This is a genomic window from Rhodococcus sp. H29-C3 (assembly GCF_030063405.1).
Taxonomy (GTDB): domain Bacteria; phylum Actinomycetota; class Actinomycetes; order Mycobacteriales; family Mycobacteriaceae; genus Rhodococcoides.
In genome coordinates this window covers 255,861-271,372 of the sequence record NZ_JASITC010000001.1, presented here as the reverse complement: position 1 = coordinate 271,372, position 15,512 = coordinate 255,861, and the positions used below count along the sequence as shown (strand labels likewise).

The following is a 15,512-nucleotide window of genomic DNA, read 5'->3' as shown; positions in this document are numbered from 1 at the left end:
GCGCAGCCTGCGGAGTGCCCAGGAAACAATCCTGCGGTACTCTTTCCCACGTCGTTCGCCGAACGTGAAGATCTGGGAGGAATTTCGAAGTGGTTGCTGCACTGAAGGAATCGTTGCTCGACGAGTCCAAGCGCGATGTTCTGTTGCGTGATGTCTTGGCTTTGATCGATGCGGAGGTGTCGGACAAGAAGGGCGCGAGCGGCTTGGCCGTCAAGGGCGGTTACGGGGCGGTCAAGAAGGTCGGCCCGTCGTACATCGAGCGGGCCGTCGAACAGCTGTGGCCGGAGTTCGTGGACAAGTTGGAGCCGCTGTGGCAGTCGTACAATGCTGCTCCGGTGGGGTCGTTCTCGGACTATCTCGTTGCCAACTCCGATCAGGCATCCGACGCGCTGCTGGCGGTCACGGACGAGCGGATCGATGAGACGGACAAGAGCGTGGTGAAGAAGTTCTACGGGAGCCTTCGTGGCTCGGCGAAGAAGAATGTTGCCGAGGCGTTGCCGCGCGTCGGTGACCTGGTCACCAAGTACGCAGGCTAGGCGACTTCGTCTCGGGTGAAGGGGATACGTTCGCAAGGACGTATCCCCTTCATCTGGTTGCGAGGCGACCGTTCTTGATTGCCTGCAGTAGCAGCGCATGATCAGCTTCGGTCTGATCGGCGTACAGCCGCGCGAATCGGGAAAGCGCCACGTCGAGAACGTCGGATGTGCCTACGTAGCCGGCGATCATCGAGGCCCCGCTGGTTCGGGCGTGACCTTTCGCCAGCAATCTGCCGACGACACCTGCATAGTCGACGAGGGCGGGGGCGTCGATCGAGGACAGGTCGATGGTGCCCTTCATGTTGCGGAACTGTCGCACGTAGTACTGGCGCCCGTCGATGGTCGTCCACCCCAGCAGTGGGTCGCTCACGGTCTGCAGATCCTGCTGGTATTCCACGACGCGTTGGCCTTGGTGCGCATGCCACGCGGACTCACCGTGGACATAGGGGGCCAGGACCGAGCGTCGTGCCTGCTTGAGTTGGAGGAACACGACGTCGTCGGGACTGCTGCCTTCCAGGAGCGCCACGTAGGCGCGTAGGCCGACACTGCCGACGCCGACGACGCGGTGCGCGACGTCGATCAACGTGTAGCCGCCGAGTACGCGGCGCCAATGCGGGGACAAAGTGGCCAGGTACTCGTCGAGTCCTTGGGCGAGAAGTTCTTCGTCACGGGCCGGGATGCGTGTGGTGATCGGCGGTTCCTCGACCAGGCGGCGCTGCCCCTCGTGTTCGACGGTGAATCTGGGGAGCGCACGGTCGCTGGTACTTCGCCGAGCCTTCTTCGATGCCCGTTTGATTTCCTTACGCAACGACCCTTCGGTGACGTCTGCCTCCAGTTTCTCGGCGGTCAGGCGTTGGAAGGACCGCGACATCAGTGGTTCGTCGGCCAGTCTCGACACTTCGAGTCGGTAGGCGCGGACGCAGGCAGCTACCGCTTCCTCGCATTGGGATTCGCTGCGGCCGTTCTGCCGCCCTGCCACCCAGATGCTCGCGGCGAGGCGTCGTAGATCCCACTCCCAGCCGCCTGGATGTGCCTCGTCGAAATCGTTGAGATCGATCACCAGGTCACGTTCGGGGGAAGCGTAGAATCCGAAATTGCCCAGGTGCGAGTCCCCGCTGATGATCGGAGTGATTCCCGTGGACGGCAACAGTGCGACATCTCGTGCCATGACGATCGCAGTCCCGCGGAGGAACCCGTACGGAGACTCGGCCATCCGCTCCACGCGCACAGGTATCAGCCAGTCGATGCGACCGTCGTGGGAGAACTCGATCTGCCGGATCGGATCCGGTCGGTCGGGGGGCGCGGACCAGTCGCCCATCGATTCGCGGGAGACCTTCTCGCGCAGGCTGCGACCGAGCTCGTATCGCTCCGCCCTCGGCGTCGGACGAACCCGCAGCGTCGCGAAAGACCGTTTGTCGTCCTCACCGATGCTGGTGACGACGGCGTGGCCATGGGGAGCGTTGGGCATAGGTGAACTGTAGAACCTGGCGGTCTCGCAAGTGGGTCAGGTCCTGCAGCGGGCGGCACCGTCAGGGGCGGGTGGGGCGATCGATCGAGCGCACCCGAGGTGGGAGCCCCCATTCGGTTCGGCCGAGCCTGGTGAGTGGGGCGATGTCGGCGAACGACGGTAGGCCGTCTTCGGCGAGGACTTCCGGGCGCACCGCGACGGCGACGACGTTGCCCATGAGGACGAAGGAGTCGCCGACTTCGATGATCCGATGCAGGGTCGCCTCGATGGCTATCGGTGATTCGGCGACGCGCGGGGGCGAGACCTTCTCGCTGGGCTCGTGCGAGATGCCGAGTTCGTCCAGTTCGCTGACGCCGTGTTCGTAGTCGGCGGACGACGCATTCACCTGTTCCATGAGGGGTTCGGTGGCGAGATTGATCACGAACTCGCCCGTTGCCTCGATGTTCCGCAGGCTGTCTTTTCGTCCTACGGAGGTGAATTGCACGACCGGCGGGTTGGCCGAGGACACCGAAAAGAAGCTGTAGGGAGCGAGGTTCGCCACACCTTCCGATGACAGTGTCGACACCCAGGCGATGGGTCGCGGCACGACCGAGGCGGTGAGCAGGCGATAGAAGCCGCTCGGGGGCATTTCGGACGGATGGAAGACGGTGCGCATCGGTTCATAGTGTCAAAGTCCTCGGCCAACCCGCCGGTAGTGCAACGGACTTTCAAGCAGTCGGTATCGGTTATTCGAAAGACCGGCCTGGGATTCGAAGATCGACCTGAAGTTCGAAGCCTAGGCCGAATACGCCTCGGCGCGTCCAATCTGACAACCTTGGAGATGTGAATCCGTCCAGTGCTCAGGCCACCGCTGTCGTCGATGAGCTGGTTCGGGGTGGTGTTCGTGAGGTCGTGCTGTGCCCGGGCTCGCGCAATGCTCCGCTCGCGTTCGCACTACAGGAAGCCGACGCTGCAGGCGTGCTGCGGCTGCACATGCGGATCGACGAGAGAACCGCGGGGTTCCTTGCGATCGGATTGATTCTGGCCGGGGGTCGTCCAGTTCCGGTGGTCATGACTTCCGGAACCGCGGTCGCCAATCTGGGGCCCGCCGTTCTCGAAGCGAACTATGCACGGATGCCGCTGATCGTGCTGAGTGCGAACCGGCCTTACGAGATGCTCGGCACCGGCGCCAATCAGACCATAGAGCAGTTGGGGCTGTTCGGCAGTCAGGTGCGAGCGACGATCAGCCTCGGGCTGGCCGAGGACGGGTCAGGCCAGAACAGTCAGTGGCGCAGCGCGGTGTGCAGGGTGCTGGCGGCAGCGCGCGGAACTCGATCGGGCAACGCCGGTCCGGTGCATTTCGATATTCCGCTACGTGAACCTTTGGTACCCGACATCGGCGACCGTGAGCCTGCCGCTCTCGGTCGTCCCGACGGCGCAGCCTGGACGACGACCCAGCAGGCAACCCTCGACGTGCCGGTCGACGTCGATCTCACCGTGGACACGATCGTCGTATCCGGTCACGGCGCAGCCTTGAGGCCCGAATTGGCAGGTTTGCCGACCGTAGCGGAACCGACGGCCCCCGTGCATGGCGTTCCACTGCATCCGATGGCCCTGTCGCAACTGAAGCCGCGTCAGGTGATCATCACCGGGCGTCCGACACTGCATCGAACCGTCTCGAAGGTGCTGGCCGATCCCGCAGTCGACGTCTTCGCCTTGACGACGGGTCCGCGGTGGCCCGACGTGTCCGGCAACGTCCTTGCCACCGGCACCCGTGCGCTGGTGGCGGGGACGCCGAGGGCGGCCTGGTTGGAGCGCTGCGCGACGCTGTCCGCGAAGGCGGACCACGCCGTCCGCGATCAGCTCGATGCGCATCCCAAGCCGACGGGACTCCACGTCGCGGCAACGGTGATGTCCTCGCTACGCGTCGGCGATCGGTTGCTGTTGGGAGCGTCGAACCCGGTTCGCGACGCGGCCTTGGTGAGCTATCCGAGCGAAGGCGTTTCCGTGTTGTCCAACCGTGGGGTTGCGGGAATCGACGGCACCGTCTCGACGGCCGTCGGTGCGGCGCTGGCTGGAGGAGGTCGCACGATTGCGCTACTCGGCGACCTGACTTTTCTCCACGACGCGTCCGGCCTGCTCATCGGTACGGGGGAGCCGAGGCCGAGTGATCTGACGATCGTCGTCGCCAACGACGACGGCGGCGGCATTTTCGAACTTCTGGAGCAGGGGGATCCGCAGTACGCCGGTGCTTTCGAGCGAGTGTTCGGAACTCCTCACGGCATGGATCTGGCGGCGCTGTGCGCGGCGTACCGCATCCCGCATCGCAGCGTCGACACGGCGGAGCTTGCCGTTCTGCTGGAGGGCAATGCCGATGGTATTCGAGTCCTCGAGGTCACCACCGAGCGTTCGGGGCTACGGGAGTTGCACGCGGGGATTCGGTCACGCCTCTAGAGAGTTTCGTTCGGATCCTGTTGTGCGGCAACCCAATCGATGGTTTCCTGGGTTTCGGTATCGATGATGCCCTTGATCATGTCGTTGACGAGCGACTCGATCTTCCCGCCGATGAGTGGAATCTTGACCGTCGAGCTGCCTCTGACCGTCAGCACAGCCCCGGTGCCCTCGGGTCGGAGTGCAAACGTGCCTGCGACCTTGGCGGGGAGCGAGGATGATCCGCCCGTCAAGGTGCCGTCCGCATGGTCACCCTGCAGCGGGCCCCAATGGTCGGACCTGGTGATCAGCAGGGTGCCCTTGATGACCTTCTTGACCAATGCCGGCAGCTCCGTCACCCCGACTTCCTCCGAGATGTCCACCGTCAGACCGCCGTCTTCGTGACTGGTCAGCTTGTAACCCTCGGTCTTCTCGGCTTTGGCGAATCTGGTCATCCACTGTTCCTCGCTGGTCAGTGCCAGGTAGACCTGGGTGGGAGTGTGTTCGGAGGAAATGGTGAATTCGAAATCGCGCGACATGTCAGCAGAGGCTACCGTCAGGCGCTCACCTGTGCGCCGAACTCGGGAAGTAACCTCTATCGACGTGGATGCCCCCGACAGTGCCGACGGACCGAACAAGGGGTTGGCTCGTACGCGGATTTCGGTTCTTGTCGTCGCAATCGGAATTTCCGTGCTGGCGATTCTCCTTGTCGTCGCGGCGTGGCAGAACGATCGAACTATCACTTCCGACGAGGGAACGGCGACGGCAGAGGTCCTCTCGGCAGGAAGACTCCGCTCTGCGGTCAGCTTCATCACTCCCGACGGGGTCACCCACAATCCACAACTGGGTGTGCTGTATCCGACCAATCTGGTTGCCGGACAACGAATCGACGTCGAATACAACAAGGCCGACCCTGATCTCGTTCGCGTATCCGGCCGCGATGCGAGCGTTGCGATCATCCCGGCCGCGTCGGTCATCGTCGTGACCTGGCTGATTGCAGTTCCGACGCAACTGCTTCTTCGTCGGCGTGAAGAAGCCGATCGGTAACCGTTCGCATGAACTTCGCTCGCCCGTAACGTCGACGCTCCCTGGTAGCCGAAGATGTTGCCCACACTGACAAACGTGCGAGTAGCCATCGTTGCGGAATCGTTCCTACCCAACATGAACGGCGTCACCAACTCGGTGCTCAGAGTGCTAGAGCATCTCGAACGAACCGGCCACGACGCCATGGTTTTCGCGCCGGACAACCCGTCGGGCAGCCCGCGGGCTCCCACCCTGCACGGGCGAATCCCGATCCACCGGGTGCCGGCCGTGATGTTGCCCAGGGTGAGCTCGCTCCCCGTCGGGGTGCCCGGGCCTTCCCTGACGGCGGCTCTGCGCGGGTTCGGCCCCGACATCGTGCATCTCGCATCGCCGTTCCTTCTCGGTGCCGGCGGCGTAGTAGCCGCCAAACGGCTCGGAGTTCCCTCGGTCGCGGTCTACCAGACCGATGTCGCAGGCTTCGCCGAAAGCTACGGGCTCGGCCTGACATCGAAAGCTGTGTGGCGGTGGACGCGTCGGGTTCACTGCGGTGCGGCGCGGACGCTTGCGCCGTCCTCGTCCGCGGTTCAAGCGCTGGAGCAACACGGCGTTCCACGGGTCCATCGTTGGGCGCGAGGCGTCGACGCTGTCCGGTTCGCACCTTCCGCCCGCCGAGAAGCATTGCGCAGACAGTGGGCGCCGAGCGGCAAGCTCATCGTCGGGTTCGTCGGACGGCTTGCACCCGAAAAGCACCTCGAGCGGCTTGCCTCGCTGAGCGAGTCCACCCAACTCGTGATCGTCGGTGACGGTCCGGAGCGGGGTGCGCTCGAGAAGCTGATGCCCTCGGCGATCTTCACCGGTCAGCTCGGCGGCGAGGAACTCTCCCAGGCGTACGCGAGCTTCGACATCTTCGTTCACCCCGGCGAACACGAGACGTTCTGTCAGGCCGTCCAGGAAGCCCTCGCCAGTGGAATTCCCGTCATCGGACCTGATGCAGGTGGCCCCCGAGACCTGATCACGCACTGCCGCAACGGGTATCTGCTGCCGGTGGATCGGTTCGCAGAACTCCTCCCGAGCGCAGTGTCGGCACTCGCGTCGACGAAGATGCGCGCCCGGTTCGGTGAGGCAGCGCGGAGGTCCGTGCTGCACCGCACGTGGCCCGTGATCTGCGAAGAACTTCTCGGGCACTACTGCGAAGTCCTCGGTTGGGAAAACCGCGCCGCGCTCAGAACGGCATGACCCGTAAGCTCGAGACGTGCCTACAAGTTCGCGTGCAACGCTCGAAAAGGACCCACACGAGGTCGCATCGATGTTCGACGGCGTCGCCCGTCGATACGACATCACCAACACCGTGCTGTCTTTCGGCCAGGACCGCAGCTGGCGGAAGTCCACGCGTGCCGCGCTGAACCTGAAAGCGGGTGAGAAAGTTCTCGACCTCGCCGCCGGGACCGGGGTGTCGACGGTCGAACTCGCTCGAAGTGGCGCGTGGTGCGTTGCCACCGACTTCTCGAAGGGGATGCTGCAGGCAGGTTCCGGTCGTCCGGTTCCGATGGTTGCGGGCGACGCGATGCACCTGCCGTACGCCGACGCGAGCTTCGACGCCGCAACCATTTCCTTCGGGCTGCGCAATGTCTCGGATTTCGAGGCCGGACTACGTGAGATCGCCCGCGTCACCAAGCCCGGCGGGAGGCTTGTCGTCTGCGAATTCTCGACGCCGGTCTTTCGGCCGTTCCGCACGGTCTACATGGAATACCTGATGAAAGCGCTTCCCGCAGTCGCTCGGGCGGTTTCGAGCAACCCTGACGCGTACGTGTACCTGGCCGAGTCGATCCGGGCATGGCCCACACAGGATGAACTCGCGACGCGCATCGCCGACGGTGGCTGGTCGAACGTGCAGTGGCGGAACCTGACCGGTGGGGTCGTGGCTCTGCATCGTGCCGTTCGCTGATCACCTCAGCTGAACGGCGGTCGGGAATCGGCTTTCAGTGACGCGCTGCCCGATGCACGCCACGCTCGTGCAACGAGGTCCGAATCGGCTTCGGTGACGAGGTTTCCCATCACTCGCACCGCGATCTTCATCAGTGCTGTCGAACGCATGCCGATAGGTCCCGTTGCGGGTAGGAACCGGGGGACCGTGAGTAGGCCTGCGAGTCGGCGGGCTATGGAAAATGCCTGCCCGTAATGCTCGCGCAGCAGCGCGGGCCACGCCTCGCTCAGGTCGTTCTCGTCGAGCATGTCCGCGATCAAGCGTCCACCTTCGAGCCCGTAGTCGATTCCTTCACCGTTGAGCGGATTCACACAGGCCGCCGCGTCGCCGATGATCGCCCAGTTCTTTCCTGCGACGTTGGACACCGCACCACCCATCGGCAGCAGGGCCGACGCCACAGCCCGAAGGTCGCCGGTCAGTCCCCAGTCTGCGCGACGCTGCTCGGTGTAGAGATCCAGCAGCGGACGCAGGGCGCCCGGCCCAGGCCGCTTGGCCGTCGCCAGCGTGCCGACACCGATGTTCACCTCGCCGGTGCCGAGCGGGAAGATCCAGCCATAGCCCGGTTGCAGCACTCCCTCGCCGTCGCGCAGCTCGAGATGTGAGGAAATCCACGGGTCTTCGCTACGGCCGGAGGATATGTAGGCACGAGCGGCGACCCCGAACGTGGTGTCCCGATGCCACTCGCGGCCTAGCTTCCTACCGAGGGACGACCGGACGCCGTCAGCGATGATCAGCGTTTTGCACGTGAGAGTGCGTTCCATGCCGCCGTGCTCGAAGGTGACCGACTCGACACCTCGCTCGTTCCGGGCTACCGACACAGCCTTGGCGCCTTCGAACATCCGAGCGCCGGACCCCAAGGCAGTGCGACGGATTCTGTCGTCGAGCTCCGAGCGGGGGACCGCGCTGCCTACCGTCGGAAGTGAACCGCCTGGCCACTCGAGCTGCAATTCCTGCCCGAACCCGGACAGTCGCAGACCACGGTTCTCGACGCGTCCGCGGACCCACTCGCCGAGGCCGAGGCGATCGAGCTCGGCGATGGCACGTGGGGTCAGGCCGTCGCCGCACGTCTTGTCACGTGGGAACGTCGCAGCGTCGGCGAGAACTACCTGCCGACCGGCGCGCGCCGCCCAGGCAGCTGCCGCCGAACCAGCGGGGCCTGCGCCGATTACCAGCACTTCGGCTTCGGTGGGAAACTCCGCAGTAGTGGACACAGATCCAGTATGCAGTGGACCGCGGCGCTTCCCACCGCGCCCGGACGTGGGGTGAAGCACCTTCCGGGTACGGCGCGCACTAGATTCACTACGGTAGTAGCGGGTATCCGGGGGCGCCGACAGCAGACGAGATTTCAGATCCGATCAAGACACCGAGGACAGGACCAACAAACGTGAGCACAGACGACACGGCCGGATCGACGGTCGTTGCCGGGGTGGATCTGGTCGATCCAGAGCTTGCACGAACCGTGGCCGCAGGTTTGGTCAGCGTCGAGAATCTGATGATCTCGGAACTGTCCGACGGTGAGGACTTCCTCACCGAGGCCGCGTTGCATCTCGCACGGGCCGGTGGAAAGCGTTTCCGCCCGTTGTTCACCGTGCTGACCGCCCAGCTGGGACCCAATCCGACCGATGATGCAGTGGTGACCGCGGCGACGGTCGTCGAACTCGTCCACTTGGCCACGCTCTACCACGACGACGTCATGGACGAGGCCTCGATGCGACGTGGTGCCGAGAGCGCCAATGCGCGATGGGGAAACAGTATCGCGATCCTGGCAGGGGACTACCTGTTCGCGCACGCGTCGCGGCTGGTCTCCACGCTCGGTCCCGAAGCAGTTCGAATCATCGCCGAGACATTCGCGGAGCTGGTCACCGGGCAGATGCGCGAGACGATCGGTGTCAAAGCGGACCAGGATCCCGTCGCGCACTACCTCAAGGTCGTGTGGGAGAAGACCGGGTCCTTGATCGCCGCGTGCGGAAGGTTCGGCGGGACGTTCTCGGGCGGGGACAGCGACCATGTCGCCGGCCTCGAACGGCTGGGCGATGCCGTAGGCACGGCGTTCCAGATATCCGACGACATCATCGACATCTCTTCGGAGGCCGAGCAGTCCGGTAAGACTCCCGGCACCGATCTGCGCGAAGGTGTCCACACTCTGCCTGTGCTCTACGCACTCGCCGAGCAGGGCGTCGACGGCGACCGCCTCCGAGTACTGCTGGACGGACCGGTCACCGATGACGCCGAATTGGCGGAAGCACTCCAACTGTTGGAACGCTCCCCAGGAATGGCGAAGGCCAAAGCCACACTCGAAGAGTTCGCCGACAAGGCCTACGCCGAGCTGGCAAAGCTCCCACAGGGTGCCGCGAACGACGCGCTGGGACGCCTGGTCCACTACACCGTCGAGCGAGTGGGCTGACCGCAGGGAACCTTGTCGAGTGTCGGGGACGTTCTCACAGTGAACAACCACGACACTCGAGGAAGAGGCACCATTGCGCTTCGCAAACGGGGCAAAGACGTTCGGGCTGCTGGTCGCGATGTCTGCGCTGATCGTATTCATCGGTGCACTGTTTCGGAGCCCGGTCATCCTCTTCGGCTCGGTCGTATTTGCCGTCGGAATGAACGGCTACGTCTATTTCAACAGTGCAAAGCTCGCGCTGCGGTCGATGCATGCCCAGCCGGTGACTCAGCTCGAGGCGCCCGCCATGTACAAGATTGTGCTCGAGCTGGCCACCACCGCGCATCAGCCCATGCCGGCGCTGTACATCAGTCCCACCAACAGTCCCAATGCGTTCGCCACGGGTCGCAACCCGAGGAACGCGGCTGTGTGCTGCACCACGGGCATCCTGGCGATTCTCGACGAACGTGAACTCCGAGCCGTTCTGGGACATGAGCTTTCTCACGTCTACAACCGGGACATACTGATCTCCTCCGTCGCAGGGGCGATGGCGGCAGTGGTCAGCGGTCTCGCGAACTTTGCGCTGTACGCGTCCATGTTCGGTGGCCGCGGAAACGGGGGCGCCAATCCGATCGCGCTCATACTCGTTTCGTTGCTGGGACCTATCGCGGCAACCGTCGTCAAGCTCGCGGTGTCGCGGTCGCGTGAATATCAGGCCGATCAGTCGGGCGCCGAGCTCACCGGTGATCCGTTGGCGTTGGCGTCGGCGCTGCGCAAGTTGGAGCGCGGCATTGCGGCTGCCCCATTGCCGCCTGAGCCGCGGATCGCCGCGGAGTCGCACCTGATGATCGCGAACCCGTTCAGAGCGGGAGAGAAGGTCGGACGGCTCTTCTCGACTCACCCGCCGATGGCGGACCGAATCGAGCGACTCGAGCGAATGGCCAGGGGTGGTTGACGACGTAGGTGGGAAGCCGAGCTCACGTAGCTCCCACCCACGTCGTTCCAACCTGAGTCGGTCACCTACCGATAGTTGACGAACTGCAATGCGATGCCGAAGTCCTCGCCCTTGAGCATCGACTGTATGGCTTGCAGATCGTCACGCTTCTTGCTGCTGACGCGTAGTTCGTCCCCTTGAATCTGCGCTTTGACGCCCTTGGGGCCGTCGTCGCGAATCTTCTTGGTGATCTTCTTGGCGTTCTCGGTGGTGATGCCCTGTACCAGCTTGCCGGTGACCTTGTAGATCTTGCCGGATGGCGACGGATCGTTGGCCTCGAATGCCTTGAGCGAGACGTCACGACGGATCAACTTTTCCTTGAACACGTCGAGCGCTGCCTTGACCTTTTCTTCACTCTCGGACGTGATGACGATCACCTCTGATTCGCCGCTGCCCGACCACTCGATCGTCGTGTCGGAGCCGCGAAAATCGAAGCGTGTCGACAGCTCCTTCGCCGCCTGTCCTACTGCGTTGTCGACCTCCTGACGGTCGACCTTGCTCACCACATCGAAGGACGAATCTGCCACTTGACTACTCCTGTGTCGAATCGAATTGCGTAAGGCACTTACCCCGACGTTAGCCCGTTTGCACGGCCTCTATGCACCCGGTTTGCGTTCGGGGGGCACGTTCGTTGTATTCTTCAAACCGCATCGAGGAGAGCGAATCTCTTCGGTGCAAGCACGGCAGATTGCCCGAGCGGCCAATGGGAGCGGACTGTAAATCCGTCGGCTTATGCCTACGTAGGTTCGAATCCTACATCTGCCACCCAGGAGCCCCGGCGAGTTTCGACTCGCTGGGGTTTCTACTTGAAGAGTTACGTTTCACCGGCGCTGAGCATGCAATTTGGTACTCGACGCTAGGAATGTGTAACCTCTTGAAGGCTTCAGTGCACGGCTTGCCGTGCTCGAAGCAACGCCCCCTTAGCTCAGTCGGTAGAGCGTTTCCATGGTAAGGAAAAGGTCAACGGTTCGATTCCGTTAGGGGGCTCGCTGGGTTGGATGGTTCGCGTCGGCACCCTTACTTTCGGTTACATACTCGAAAGTGAGAAGGTGTAGGGGTGAGCACCTGAGGCGGTGTAGCTCAGTTGGTAGAGCAAACGACTCATAATCGTTGCGTCGCCGGTTCAAGTCCGGTCACCGCTACACAAGAAGACCAGATACACGCAGCACCAGAAGTACGCACAGTCCTGATTAACCGGATCAGATTTACCCGAAAGTAGGCGTCCAGTGGCCTCCTCCACCGATGTGCGGCCCAAGGTCACCTTGGCCTGCGAGGTTTGCAAGCACCGCAACTACATCACGAAGAAGAACCGTCGTAACGATCCCGATCGCCTCGAGCTGAAGAAATTCTGCCCGAACTGCGGCACGCACCGCTCTCACCGCGAATCTCGTTAGGAAGCGGCCGGTTCGCCGGCCGCTCTTCTTCGTTCGGAGTCGATGCCACGCGTTGGGCTTACTCTTCGAACCCTAACGTCTGCGGCGTCCTGGGTAGAAAAGGTTCTATACCGCGTGACTGAGTCAGTTCAAGATCCCGCCGCGCACGCTGCCGGTATGGTCGGCCACCACTACCGGGTGGACCACCCGTACGAGGTTGGTCGCGAAAAGGTGCGGGAGTATGCACGCGCCGTGCAGGATCTGCATCCGGCGCATCATGATGAGGACGCCGCCAAGGCACTCGGCTACGACGGCCTGCTTGCGCCGCTGACCTTCATCTCACTCGTCGGCATCATCGCGCAGTCGAAGATGTTCAGAGAGATCATCACCGGTTACGATCCGAGTCAGATTCTTCAGACCGATCAGCGTCTGCAGTTTCACAAGGCAATCCAGGTCGGCGACGAGCTCACGTGCGATGTGCACCTCGAATCTTTCCGTCAGATGAGTGGTAGCGACATCATCACGACGAAGAACATCGTCACGGATCAACACGGCGAACTCGTGCAGACCACTTGGACGACCCTGGTGGCCCGTACGGGCGGCGAAGTCGACGAGAACATCGCCCACGCAGTGAAGGACGTGATCATGCATGGCGCTTCGTAGTTTCGCTGATGTCACGGTCGGTGAGGAACTTCCCGACCGGATCGTCAAGCTCACTCGTGGTGACTTGGTCAACTACGCCGGGGTGTCCGGAGATCCGAACCCGATTCACTGGAGCGACGAGGTCGTCAAGCTCGCCGGGTTGGACAACGTGATCGCGCACGGCATGTTGACGATGGGTCTAGGGGCGGGTTTTCTGACGGCATGGCTCGGCGATCCAGGTGCGGTCACCGAGTACAACGTTCGGTTCACCAGTTCGGTGTACGTTCCGGCAGATTCGGCTGCGTCCGTGGAATACACCGGCAAGGTCAAATCGGTCGATACGGAGTCCAAGTCGGCAGTCATCGCGATCACCGCGAAGTTCGAGGGCAAGAAGATCTTCGGACGGGCTACTGCGACCGTCCGTCTGGCATAAACGGCCTGTAGATCCATTGATCCCGCGCAGGGATTTCAGGGTTTCCACGCCGTGCAGTACACTGAGATTTCTGGGGTTACTCAGCGCTGCGCGCTGCCATGGCTATCGTTTCGAAAGTCCAGGGTCGGCGCGTATGTTGTGTGACGCAATGTTGTGTAATTCCAGGACGGTTCCACCCGCGTGCGGGTAGTACCGAAGGGGCGTAGCTCAATTGGTAGAGCAACGGTCTCCAAAACCGTAGGTTGCAGGTTCAAGTCCTGTCGCCCCTGCCCATGTTGCTCATCTCCCGCCGTCGGCGGGGGCTGCAACGGTGTCAGCTACTGAGAGGAACGACGGTGAGCGAGGAGCGCGGAAAGCGCGACGACCAGTCCGAGGACTCGTCGACGCCCGACGACGCCGCCCGCACCGCCGACCGAGCTGGCACCGAGGGTGCAGCCGATTCGACAGCAGCGGTTCGGCCGACCGGTAAGCGAACAACTCGTCGGACGCGCACCGCGTCGGACGCAGAGTCTTCCGTTGGAGCATCTTCCGGCAAGGTCTCCGTCACCAAGTCGTCGACAGCCAAGATCTCGACTCGTGCTGACAGAACTCGTCAGCCGAAGCGCATGAATATCTTCAAGCGCTTGCGTAAGTTTCTCCGTGAGGTCATCGCCGAGCTGCGTAAGGTCATCTGGCCGAACCGCAAGCAAATGGTCACCTACACCTCGGTGGTGCTCGCGTTCGTGGTGTTCATGGTTGCGTTCATCAGCGGCGCGGATCTGGCGTTCATCAAGGGTATCGGCTGGCTGTTCGGCTGAAATATCACGACCAAATACTGCGACGACCAGGTCGACGACCGCCGACACGCACGAAACGAAAGAAAGGGTGCTGCTGTGAGCACGCCGCATAACGACGCCACCGAAGTGGCCGCATTCGACGCCGATGTCGAGGCGACCAAGCAGGGCCTCGAAGCGGAGCAGGCCGCTCAGGACCGCGAGACCGACGAAGCCATCAAGGCCGACGTCGCGGCAGCCGCCGGTGAGGACGTTCCGACCGAAGGGGACGACGTCGATTCAAGCGTCGATGCCGATATATCTGCCGAACCCGAGGATCCAGTTGCGGAGATGAAGGCTGCGTTGCGGCGTGCCCCCGGTGACTGGTACGTCATCCACTCGTACGCAGGCTACGAGAACAAGGTCAAGGCCAACCTCGAAACCCGAGTTCAGAACCTCGACGTCGGCGACTACATCTTCCAGGTCGAGGTTCCGATCGAAGAGGTCACCGAGATCAAGAACGGCCAGCGCAAGCAGGTCAACCGCAAGGTTCTGCCGGGTTACATCTTGGTCCGCATGGAACTGAACGACGAGTCCTGGGGCGCGGTGCGCAACACCCCCGGTGTGACCGGATTCGTCGGCGCGACCTCGCGCCCTTCCCCGTTGACCATCAACGAGGTCGTCAAGTTCCTCATGCCGCAGGAAGGCTCGAAGAAGGACGCCAAGGATTCGAAGACGTCCGGCGATCAGGGCGAGTCTTCTTCGAAGCCGACCATCGAGGTCGACTTCGAGGTCGGCGAGTCGGTCACCGTCATGGACGGCCCGTTCGCGACCCTTCCTGCCAGTATCAGCGAGGTCAACGCCGAGCAGCAGAAGCTCAAGGTTCTGGTGTCGATCTTCGGTCGAGAGACTCCGGTCGAACTCGGCTTCACCCAGGTCGCCAAGATCTAGCCGGCCTCCTCACAACTTGCAGTAGCAACCGCAAGAAACCCGAGCGAATACAAGGAAAAAGAAATGCCCCCGAAGAAGAAGAAGAAGCTAGCCGGGATTATCAAGCTCCAGATTCAGGCAGGAATGGCCAACCCGGCCCCTCCCGTCGGTCCCGCGCTGGGTCAGCACGGCGTCAATATCATGGAGTTCTGCAAGGCGTACAACGCAGCGACGGAGTCGCAGCGCGGAAACGTCGTGCCGGTCGAGATCTCGGTCTACGAAGACCGCACGTTCGACTTCAAGCTCAAGACTCCGCCGGCAGCCAAACTGCTCCTCAAAGCAGCAGGCGTAGCCAAGGGTTCAGGCGAGCCGCACAAGACCAAGGTCGCCAAGGTGACCATGGATCAGGTGCGCGAGATCGCCAAGACCAAGGCAGAAGACTTGAACGCCAACGACATCGATCAGGCCGCGAAGATCATCGCAGGCACTGCTCGCTCGATGGGTATCACCGTAGAGGGATGACCTCCTCGGTCAGCTCCTACCAGGAGTTGACCACCGTACGACGTGGTAGGGCCGGCCAGGCCC

General features: G+C 62.8%; 18 protein-coding genes and 4 tRNA genes. 17 read left to right on the top strand and 5 right to left on the bottom strand.

The genetic code is table 11. The features are described from left to right. The first annotated feature begins 89 nt into the window (after positions 1–89). Entirely contained in the window at positions 90–536 is a 447-nt protein-coding gene (locus tag QMK32_RS01260) for a DUF6918 family protein (protein WP_269304929.1), read from the top strand. 49 nt (positions 537–585) lie between these two features. Here QMK32_RS01260 and QMK32_RS01255 read toward each other — a convergent pair whose 3' ends face one another. Together QMK32_RS01255 and QMK32_RS01250 are read right to left on the bottom strand one after the other, a co-directional pair. Next, the gene (locus QMK32_RS01255; RefSeq protein ID WP_269304931.1) at positions 586–2,004 is read right to left on the bottom strand and encodes a DUF2252 domain-containing protein; all 1,419 of its coding nucleotides are present in this window, start codon (positions 2,002–2,004) and stop codon (positions 586–588) included. Between the two features lie 61 nt (positions 2,005–2,065). After that, positions 2,066–2,659: a flavin reductase family protein gene (locus tag QMK32_RS01250; RefSeq protein ID WP_283472494.1), complete on the bottom strand. Its 594-nt coding sequence runs from the start codon at positions 2,657–2,659 to the stop codon at positions 2,066–2,068. 167 nt (positions 2,660–2,826) lie between these two features. On the opposite strand from QMK32_RS01250, the gene menD reads away from it, so the two are divergent. Continuing rightward, entirely contained in the window at positions 2,827–4,437 is a 1,611-nt protein-coding gene (menD, locus tag QMK32_RS01245) for a 2-succinyl-5-enolpyruvyl-6-hydroxy-3-cyclohexene-1-carboxylic-acid synthase (protein ID WP_283472493.1), read from the top strand. Here the strand turns inward: menD and QMK32_RS01240 are convergent. Beyond that, positions 4,434–4,952 carry a DUF2505 domain-containing protein gene (locus QMK32_RS01240; protein WP_283472492.1) on the bottom strand — a complete coding sequence of 173 codons (519 nt, stop codon included), beginning with the start codon at positions 4,950–4,952 and terminating at the stop codon, positions 4,434–4,436. The two genes, menD and QMK32_RS01240, sit on opposite strands and share 4 nt — an antisense overlap. 64 nt (positions 4,953–5,016) lie before the next feature. Here QMK32_RS01240 and QMK32_RS01235 point away from each other — a divergent pair, with 64 nt between their 5' ends. The 3 genes from QMK32_RS01235 (at position 5,017) to QMK32_RS01225 (ending at position 7,381) form a co-directional block, all read left to right on the top strand. Continuing rightward, positions 5,017–5,460, top strand: coding sequence for a DUF3592 domain-containing protein (locus QMK32_RS01235; RefSeq protein WP_269304940.1), 444 nt, complete (start codon positions 5,017–5,019; stop codon positions 5,458–5,460). Positions 5,461–5,535: 75 nt separating this feature from the next. Next, positions 5,536–6,672 (top strand): glycosyltransferase family 4 protein, encoded by a 1,137-nt coding sequence (locus QMK32_RS01230; protein ID WP_283472490.1) that lies wholly within the window; start codon positions 5,536–5,538, stop codon positions 6,670–6,672. 16 nt (positions 6,673–6,688) lie between these two features. Next, the gene (locus QMK32_RS01225) at positions 6,689–7,381 is read left to right on the top strand and encodes a demethylmenaquinone methyltransferase (RefSeq protein ID WP_283472489.1); all 693 of its coding nucleotides are present in this window, start codon (positions 6,689–6,691) and stop codon (positions 7,379–7,381) included. Positions 7,382–7,386: 5 nt separating this feature from the next. On the opposite strand, the gene QMK32_RS01220 is transcribed toward QMK32_RS01225, so the two are convergent. After that, complete coding sequence (locus tag QMK32_RS01220; RefSeq protein ID WP_283472488.1) at positions 7,387–8,631, bottom strand: geranylgeranyl reductase family protein; 1,245 nt, start codon at positions 8,629–8,631, stop codon at positions 7,387–7,389. Positions 8,632–8,804: 173 nt separating this feature from the next. Between QMK32_RS01220 and QMK32_RS01215 the strand changes: the two genes are divergently transcribed. Together QMK32_RS01215 and htpX are read left to right on the top strand one after the other, a co-directional pair. Beyond that, positions 8,805–9,824 carry a polyprenyl synthetase family protein gene (locus tag QMK32_RS01215; RefSeq protein ID WP_283472487.1) on the top strand — a complete coding sequence of 340 codons (1,020 nt, stop codon included), beginning with the start codon at positions 8,805–8,807 and terminating at the stop codon, positions 9,822–9,824. 73 nt (positions 9,825–9,897) lie between these two features. Then, positions 9,898–10,758 (top strand): zinc metalloprotease HtpX, encoded by an 861-nt coding sequence (gene htpX / locus QMK32_RS01210; RefSeq protein WP_269304948.1) that lies wholly within the window; start codon positions 9,898–9,900, stop codon positions 10,756–10,758. Positions 10,759–10,823: 65 nt separating this feature from the next. Here the strand turns inward: htpX and QMK32_RS01205 are convergent, their stop codons facing one another. After that, positions 10,824–11,324, bottom strand: a complete 501-nt coding sequence (locus QMK32_RS01205; RefSeq protein WP_084346148.1) for a YajQ family cyclic di-GMP-binding protein — start codon at positions 11,322–11,324, stop codon at positions 10,824–10,826. A gap of 155 nt (positions 11,325–11,479) precedes the next feature. On the opposite strand from QMK32_RS01205, the gene QMK32_RS01200 reads away from it, so the two are divergent. The 10 genes from QMK32_RS01200 (at position 11,480) to rplK (ending at position 15,449) form a co-directional block, all read left to right on the top strand. Continuing rightward, positions 11,480–11,562 (top strand) — tRNA-Tyr (locus QMK32_RS01200). Between the two features lie 149 nt (positions 11,563–11,711). Continuing rightward, positions 11,712–11,784: transfer RNA gene (locus QMK32_RS01195), tRNA-Thr, on the top strand. Positions 11,785–11,866: 82 nt separating this feature from the next. After that, positions 11,867–11,939 (top strand) — tRNA-Met (locus tag QMK32_RS01190). A gap of 84 nt (positions 11,940–12,023) precedes the next feature. Further along, the gene (gene rpmG / locus QMK32_RS01185; protein ID WP_084346147.1) at positions 12,024–12,191 is read left to right on the top strand and encodes a 50S ribosomal protein L33; all 168 of its coding nucleotides are present in this window, start codon (positions 12,024–12,026) and stop codon (positions 12,189–12,191) included. Between the two features lie 156 nt (positions 12,192–12,347). Continuing rightward, positions 12,348–12,833, top strand: a complete 486-nt coding sequence (gene hadA, locus QMK32_RS01180) for a (3R)-hydroxyacyl-ACP dehydratase subunit HadA (RefSeq protein WP_179142253.1) — start codon at positions 12,348–12,350, stop codon at positions 12,831–12,833. Then, the gene (gene hadB, locus QMK32_RS01175) at positions 12,820–13,245 is read left to right on the top strand and encodes a (3R)-hydroxyacyl-ACP dehydratase subunit HadB (protein WP_283472486.1); all 426 of its coding nucleotides are present in this window, start codon (positions 12,820–12,822) and stop codon (positions 13,243–13,245) included. The genes hadA and hadB overlap by 14 nt, the downstream gene beginning before the upstream one ends. Before the next feature lie 196 nt (positions 13,246–13,441). Beyond that, positions 13,442–13,514 (top strand) — tRNA-Trp (locus QMK32_RS01170). Positions 13,515–13,580: 66 nt separating this feature from the next. Next, a complete protein-coding gene (gene secE / locus QMK32_RS01165; protein WP_283472484.1) occupies positions 13,581–14,042 on the top strand; it encodes a preprotein translocase subunit SecE in 462 nt (153 codons plus the stop codon). A gap of 75 nt (positions 14,043–14,117) precedes the next feature. Beyond that, a complete protein-coding gene (gene nusG / locus QMK32_RS01160; protein ID WP_283472482.1) occupies positions 14,118–14,948 on the top strand; it encodes a transcription termination/antitermination protein NusG in 831 nt (276 codons plus the stop codon). Positions 14,949–15,011: 63 nt separating this feature from the next. Further along, positions 15,012–15,449: a 50S ribosomal protein L11 gene (gene rplK / locus QMK32_RS01155; RefSeq protein WP_084346142.1), complete on the top strand. Its 438-nt coding sequence runs from the start codon at positions 15,012–15,014 to the stop codon at positions 15,447–15,449. Positions 15,450–15,512 lie beyond the last annotated feature (63 nt).